The organism is Bacteroidota bacterium (assembly GCA_039111535.1).
In the GTDB taxonomy this organism is placed as follows: domain Bacteria; phylum Bacteroidota; class Rhodothermia; order Rhodothermales; family JAHQVL01; genus JBCCIM01.
Genome location: JBCCIM010000278.1, coordinates 1 through 6,339, shown reverse-complemented (window position 1 = coordinate 6,339; position 6,339 = coordinate 1). Strand labels below are relative to the sequence as shown.

Genomic DNA, 6,339 nt, shown 5'->3' with positions numbered 1-6,339 from the left:
TTGAGTAATAATTACGCGTGGACTACACATCTCCTAAACGCAGTAGAATGGACATGAAGAAAAATCTACCCAATATCATCAGCTCCAATAAGTATGACGTTTGTATTGTCGGATCTGGAGCAGGCGGCGGCATGGTCGCAAAAGTTCTGGCAGAAAGCGGCGTGAAAGTCGTTGTATTGGAAGCCGGCCCGATGTGGTACTCGGAAACACACGGTGACATGTTCAAATGGAACTACGACTCCCCGCGCCGCGGTGCAGCCATTCCTGAGCGACATTTTGGTGAGTTCGATGCCTGCCTGGGCGGATGGGAACTGGAAGGTGAACCGTACACCCATGAAGCCGGCACGCAGTGGCAGTGGTTCAGAGGCCGTATGCTTGGCGGGCGCACCCACCACTGGGGCCGTATTTCGTTGCGCTTTGGTCCCGACGATTTTAAAGGACGGAGTAAAGACGGTGCCGGAGATGATTGGCCCATTAGCTATGAACATGTTTCCCCTTATTACGACAAGGTGGAAGAACTGATCGGTATGTTTGGTACCGAAGAAGGCATTTACAACGAACCGGGTGGAAAGTACCTCCCACCACCAAAACCGCGTTGCTACGAACTCCTTGTAAAGAAAGCGGGACGTAAACTGGACATCCCCGTTATTCCTTCCCGGCTTTCTATTCTAACGAAACCCCACAACGGCCGACCGGCCTGTCACTATTGCGGGCAATGTGGCCGTGGTTGCGCAACCAACTCCAACTTCTCCTCCCCTTCCGTACTGCTGCGGCCTGCGCTTTCATCAGGCAACCTGGACATCATTCCCCATGCCATGGTGCGCGAAGTACTTACCAACGGCGACGGCCTGGCCACAGGCGTTTCATATGTTGATACGCAGACCCTTGAGGAATTCCAGATTAAAGCCAACGTTGTCGTCCTGGCAGCAAGCGCTTGTTCTTCAGCCCGTATTATGCTCAACTCCAAATCGTCACAGCACCCAAATGGCGTAGGGAATTCTAGCGACGTAGTAGGTCGGTACTTGAACGATACCGTAGGAACCAGCGTAGCAGGCATCGTTCCAATCCTCATGGGGGGCAAACCCCGTAACGAGGATGGTGTTGGCGGCATGCACGTGTATATTCCGTGGTGGCTTGACAACAAAAAACTCGACTTCCGCCGTGGTTATCACCTCGAAGTCTGGGGTGGGCGCGGCATGCCTGGTTACGGCTTTGGTGGCGGTATTCACCGGTACAATGGCGTAGACTACGCCATGGGTAACAAGCGGGAAAAAGGCGGTGGAGGCTACGGCCAGTCACTCAAGGACGACTACCGGAATTTCTACGGTGCAACCGTAGGCTTTTCCGGGCGCGGCGAAATGATTGCGCGCTATGACAACCGGTGCTACATCGACGAGGATACGGTAGACAAATATGGTATTCCTGTGTTAAAATTCGATGTTAACTTCAGCGATGAAGAACACAATATGTGTAAACATATCCACGAAACAGCCCGCGAACTAATTCACACAATGGGTGGCACAGCGGTCACCCCAATGCCAACCAAAGAATCAGGCTACGGTATCCAAACGCCTGGGTCGATCATCCATGAAGTAGGCACTACCCGGATGGGCCTCGATGCCCGAACCTCAGTACTGAATGCCCATTGCCAATCACACGACGTAAAAAATCTGTTTGTAGCAGATGCGGGCCCGTTTACGTCACAGGCACACAAAAACACGACACTTACCATTATGGCGCTGGCCTGGCGGACGGCCGATTACATCCTCGACCAGAGCAAAAAAGGCGCGTTCCAGGGCTAACTGCAATAGCAGATTACCCAAACAGGCTATCACAATCATACCCTGAAAAAGGAAAAACGAAATTGCGACCATGAACAGAAGAGAAACGCTCAAAATGATGGCTGCTGCTCCCGTTGCCGCCGGCTTCTCGTGGACACAACACGAACTCGAAGTCACCCGCGAAAACATGAAGAAAGCGGGTATCGATACAAAGGCTGATAACTTTGAACCTGAATTCTTTACGGAGCACGAACTTACTACAGTCAATGTGCTGGTAGACCTGATTATTCCGGCAGACGACCGGTCAGGCAGCGCTACCGACGCTGGGGTGCCGGCATTTATGGACTTTATGATGATGGACCGCCCCACTATGCAGTTGCCCATGCGTGGCGGACTCGCATGGGTCGATGCTCAGTCACGAAAGATGTTTAACAAGCCATTTATCGAGGGCACAGAAGCCCAGCAAAAAGAATTACTGGACCTGATTGCATACCCAGACATTGCGCCACCTGAGCTCAGCCAGGGCGTTAAATTTTTTAATAGCTTCCGCGACTTGACAGCCTCTGGCTTTTGGTCAAGCAAAGTTGGGGTTGACGACCTTCAGTACATCGGCAACACAGCCGTCATGGAATGGACCGGCTGTCCGCCCGAAATATGTGCAGAGCTTGGTGTCAGTCCCGACGACTAAAAACCGCGTGCCAGCTGCGCGCATTTACTGACATCCCTATCTATACCAACCATGTGTATTATGCCTCACCAGGTTTTGAAAACAGGCCTCACGTTTTTGTATCTACTGCTTTCCCTACCGCTTGTATTAGTGGGTCAACCACAGTCTTTGTTTAATGGCGAAGACCTCACGGGCTGGAATGTTCATGGCACAGAGAAGTGGTACGTAGAAGATGGGTTGTTGGTCTGCGAAAGTGGCCCTGACGCAGGATATGGGTATTTGGCAACCGAACAATCCTTCAAGAACTTCGACCTTACGGTAGATTTCAAACAGGATGCCAATGGCAACAGCGGCATTTTCTTTCGCTCTTCACTCGATGGAACCATCATCACAGGATGGCAGGCTGAAGTTGCACCACCAGACAATGATACAGGGGGCGTATACGAATCGTATGGCCGCGGCTGGCTCATCAAACCAGACAAAGCCCTCGATAAAGCCCTTAAAATGGGTGAATGGAATACGATGCGGGTGCGCGTGGTAGAAGACCACGTACAAACCTGGCTCAATGGTGTGCCCATGGTTGATTTCCGAGATGAGAAAATAGGCATGGCTGCAGGGTCTATCGCCCTTCAAATTCATGATGGCGGCGGCATCAAAGTCCGCTGGCGCAATTTATTTATTGAAGAGGTTGCGCCCGACAACAATACGGGCACCTACCTGTACCGAACAGAGTTGCTGCGCGCTACACCGGGCAAACTCCTTGAACTGATCGATGCTTTAAAAGCGCAACGGGCATACTATGACGAAGCAGGCCTGCCGGCACCATACATTATGCGCCACAGCCAGGGCGATCACTGGGATCTCATGCTGTTACATCCGGTGGAAAGCTATGCGTCCTACTATGCGCCGGCGCACATGGCTACCCGAATGCTGGCAAGCAAAACACACGGTCTCCACGCAGATGCGTTTACAGAAATGATCGCATGGAAAGAGGATACGTTTGTTCACGGTCCGCCCCATGATGTGGTTGCGGCACGGTTTGAGGACATGGGATTTTTCCACATCGAGATTTTCACAGCGCTGCCCAACAGGCGGCAAGAACTGCTTGCGCAGCGTGAAATGGAAAATGTATACCTGGCAGAGATCAATCGGCAGCAAAACCTGATTTTCACGAAAGACAGCGGTGCGGCCTGGGACATGTACACCCTGGGCTTTTACCGGGATATCAAACATTTTGCAGAAAGCGCTGACATTCCAATTGAAGCAGAAGAAGCAGCAGCGCAAAAAGCCGGCTTCAAGTCGGTGTATACCATTGGCAGTTATCTAAGGAGTCTCATTGCAGAACACCACGATACCCTCGCAAACGCTGTCCGTTGACCCGGCGCTGCAACATGTGCTCGCTACCCACGCAGCAGCGCATGCTGAACCAGGCCGGAACGCCACCGCTTCAACCGATCCTCCATCTGGTCGGGTACATCCGGTATCGGGGTCGCATGTTACCTTTTTGCACCGGATAACAAGAAGCATCGAGCAACGCCTTCGGCCCCGCGTGCATCTCCTGGGGCGCTCCTTCTCAGCCTACAACCTCTTTGGCCTCGCGGGTATGGCATTGGCAGCGACGATAGCGCTGGGCCTGACGTACGTGAAGGGCCTCTCTATCCTGTTGATGATAAGCTTGTTGCTGGTTGCCCTGTTGCTTTCAACTATTCACATTGTGCTCACTGTTTTACGCACAGGCAAAGACAGCCTTGTATATCTGCGATATTTTTTGAGCATCATGGCGGTTACTGCCCTACTTCTACGCATATTAGATCAACCAATCCTGCCCTACCTTGAGAACTTGATGCTTGGCATCGGGGCCATGCAAGGGATAGGCCGCATTGGTTGTTTAAGGGTTGGATGCTGCTACGGAAAGCCAGCCCGCTATGGCATCAGGTACACGTTGCTTCATGCCAGGGCCGGCTTTCCCGACCCACTTGTTGGTGTGCGGCTGTTCCCCGTACAACTCGTCGAGTCAGGATGGATTCTATTCAGCAGCGGCGTCGGACTAACGCTTGCTGCAACCCATCCAATAGCCGGATACGGCTTTGCTTCGTACCTCGTACTTTTTTCTACAGGAAGGTTCTGCCTTGAATTACTTCGCGGCGACACTGCCCGTTCATACACGGGTCGTTTTTCAGAAGCACAGTGGCTCTCGCTGCTTATTGTTGCCAGCGTAGTTCTACTTGAATTTATGCAGGTTCTGCCTTTTGCATACTGGCACATGGCAATCGGGTGCGGATGCCTCCTGCTGTTCCTTTTTCTTCAGTTGTATTACTTCAACACCGGGCCGGCACAACTAAAAACACCTGAAAGCTTACACGCCCTTGCCCGAGCAATCCAGTTGTTAAACAAAGGCAGGCAAGACAAACTGGCCGGTGCACACGCAGTCCATTTGCGAAAGACAGCTGCAGGACTAAAAGTTTCAGATGGACTGCTAGAACATAATCAAGCGAAGATCCATCATTACACCGTTTCATATGCTACGCAACACATGCCAATACGCGATGCACAAACGCTGGCCCGGGTACTGCACAGTTGGCACGATGCAGAAGAAAAGTCTAAATTAATCCATCAAAACAATAACACATTTCATATACTTAGATATCAATCTACCAAATCCTGAGGCACCTCACACACGCGGTTTCTGTCACGTACTGCCAACAGATTTGCCCATATAGCCCTATCAACGTACCAAGAACATGAGTCAAGATCTCGAAAAATGCCGCTCGGTGCTCAAGCGGCGCTGCAACGAATTGATGGCACACGCCAATGTGATCGCTACAGGCGTCGGCTACAAGGTGTCCAATGGGCAAACCACAGACCAACTCAGTATTATTTGCTCGGTCATTTCCAAAAAAAACAGCGCCGAACTCGGGCCTGGAGATATGGTCCCCCAGTCGGTTGATGGCGTCCCGACAGACGTTATTGAAACCGGAAAAATCAATGCGCTTGCGGTAGATCCCAAAAACAAATTTCGCCCGGCACCTGGTGGCGTTAGCCTCGGCCATGTAGACATCACAGCCGGCACGCTCGGTTGCTATGTCAAACGCAATGGCGAAACCGTGATCCTGTCGAATAATCATGTAATTGCCAACAGCAATGATGCCAACATAGGCGACCCGATTTTACAGCCAGGCCCTGTTGATGGAGGCCGCTTCCCGCAGGAACAGTTTGCAACCTTGCTCGATTTTGTGCCCATCAATTTCCCGGGTTCAGGCGGTGGAGGCGGCACCGGTGGTGGCGGTGGAGATGACGGCGGCGGCGGATGTGGTGGGGGCTCCTGTATAGGCGGCTCTGCGTCTATTATCAACGCGGTTTCGCGTGTTTTCGGCAGCAAGAACCGGGTACAGACCGTTTCTATTCAAATGAATGATAACCTGGTTGATGCAGCCATTGCGCGCCCGTTGAACCAGGCGGATGTAGACAATGCGATCCTCGAAATTGGCCAGATTGAAGGCTCTGCCTCAGGCACCCTGGGCATGGCTATCAAGAAATATGGCCGCACAACTGAGTTTACCTCAGCCTCGATACAACAGATCGACGTGACGGTCGAGGTTTCGTATGGCGCCGGCCTGCTTGCGCAGTTTACCGACCAGCTTCTCGCAGGACCAATGAGCCAGGGTGGCGATAGCGGATCAGCTGTGCTGAGCGACAACAACCAGCTTGTCGGCTTGCTCTTTGCCGGCAGTTCATCGTCGACCATTATCAATCGCATTGAAAATGTTTTTTCGGCGTTGAATGTGACGCTGTGACGCTACGTTGTCAGCAGGCTTTTTAAGTTTATACCTGCTTCTAGTAATACCACTGTTCAGAAAAACCGCCGGACGAGAAGACGCCTGGCGGTTTTTC

The 6,339-nt window shown here is 52.0% G+C and carries 4 protein-coding genes and 1 pseudogene; all 5 read left to right on the top strand.

The window, feature by feature from the left end:
• Positions 1–53: 53 nt before the first annotated feature.
• The 5 genes and pseudogenes from AAF564_25325 (at position 54) to AAF564_25305 (ending at position 6,242) form a co-directional block, all read left to right on the top strand.
• Positions 54–1,802: a GMC family oxidoreductase gene (locus AAF564_25325; protein MEM8488891.1), complete on the top strand. Its 1,749-nt coding sequence runs from the start codon at positions 54–56 to the stop codon at positions 1,800–1,802.
• Between the two features lie 70 nt (positions 1,803–1,872).
• Positions 1,873–2,469 (top strand): gluconate 2-dehydrogenase subunit 3 family protein, encoded by a 597-nt coding sequence (locus AAF564_25320; protein MEM8488890.1) that lies wholly within the window; start codon positions 1,873–1,875, stop codon positions 2,467–2,469.
• Between the two features lie 60 nt (positions 2,470–2,529).
• Positions 2,530–3,138, top strand: a pseudogene (locus tag AAF564_25315) (DUF1080 domain-containing protein).
• A 646-nt stretch (positions 3,139–3,784) separates the two neighbouring features.
• Positions 3,785–5,113, top strand: coding sequence for a prolipoprotein diacylglyceryl transferase family protein (locus AAF564_25310; protein ID MEM8488889.1), 1,329 nt, complete (start codon positions 3,785–3,787; stop codon positions 5,111–5,113).
• 76 nt (positions 5,114–5,189) lie between these two features.
• The gene (locus AAF564_25305; GenBank protein ID MEM8488888.1) at positions 5,190–6,242 is read left to right on the top strand and encodes a hypothetical protein; all 1,053 of its coding nucleotides are present in this window, start codon (positions 5,190–5,192) and stop codon (positions 6,240–6,242) included.
• The last annotated feature ends 97 nt before the right edge of the window (positions 6,243–6,339 follow it).

Excerpts from the sequence above, each read along its gene's own strand:
- AAF564_25325 (MEM8488891.1), top strand. The coding sequence starts at position 54 with ATGAAGAAAAATCTACCCAATATCATCAGCTCCAATAAGTATGACGTT.
- AAF564_25320 (MEM8488890.1), top strand. The coding sequence starts at position 1,873 with ATGAACAGAAGAGAAACGCTCAAAATGATGGCTGCTGCTCCCGTTGCC.
- AAF564_25305 (MEM8488888.1), top strand. The coding sequence starts at position 5,190 with ATGAGTCAAGATCTCGAAAAATGCCGCTCGGTGCTCAAGCGGCGCTGC.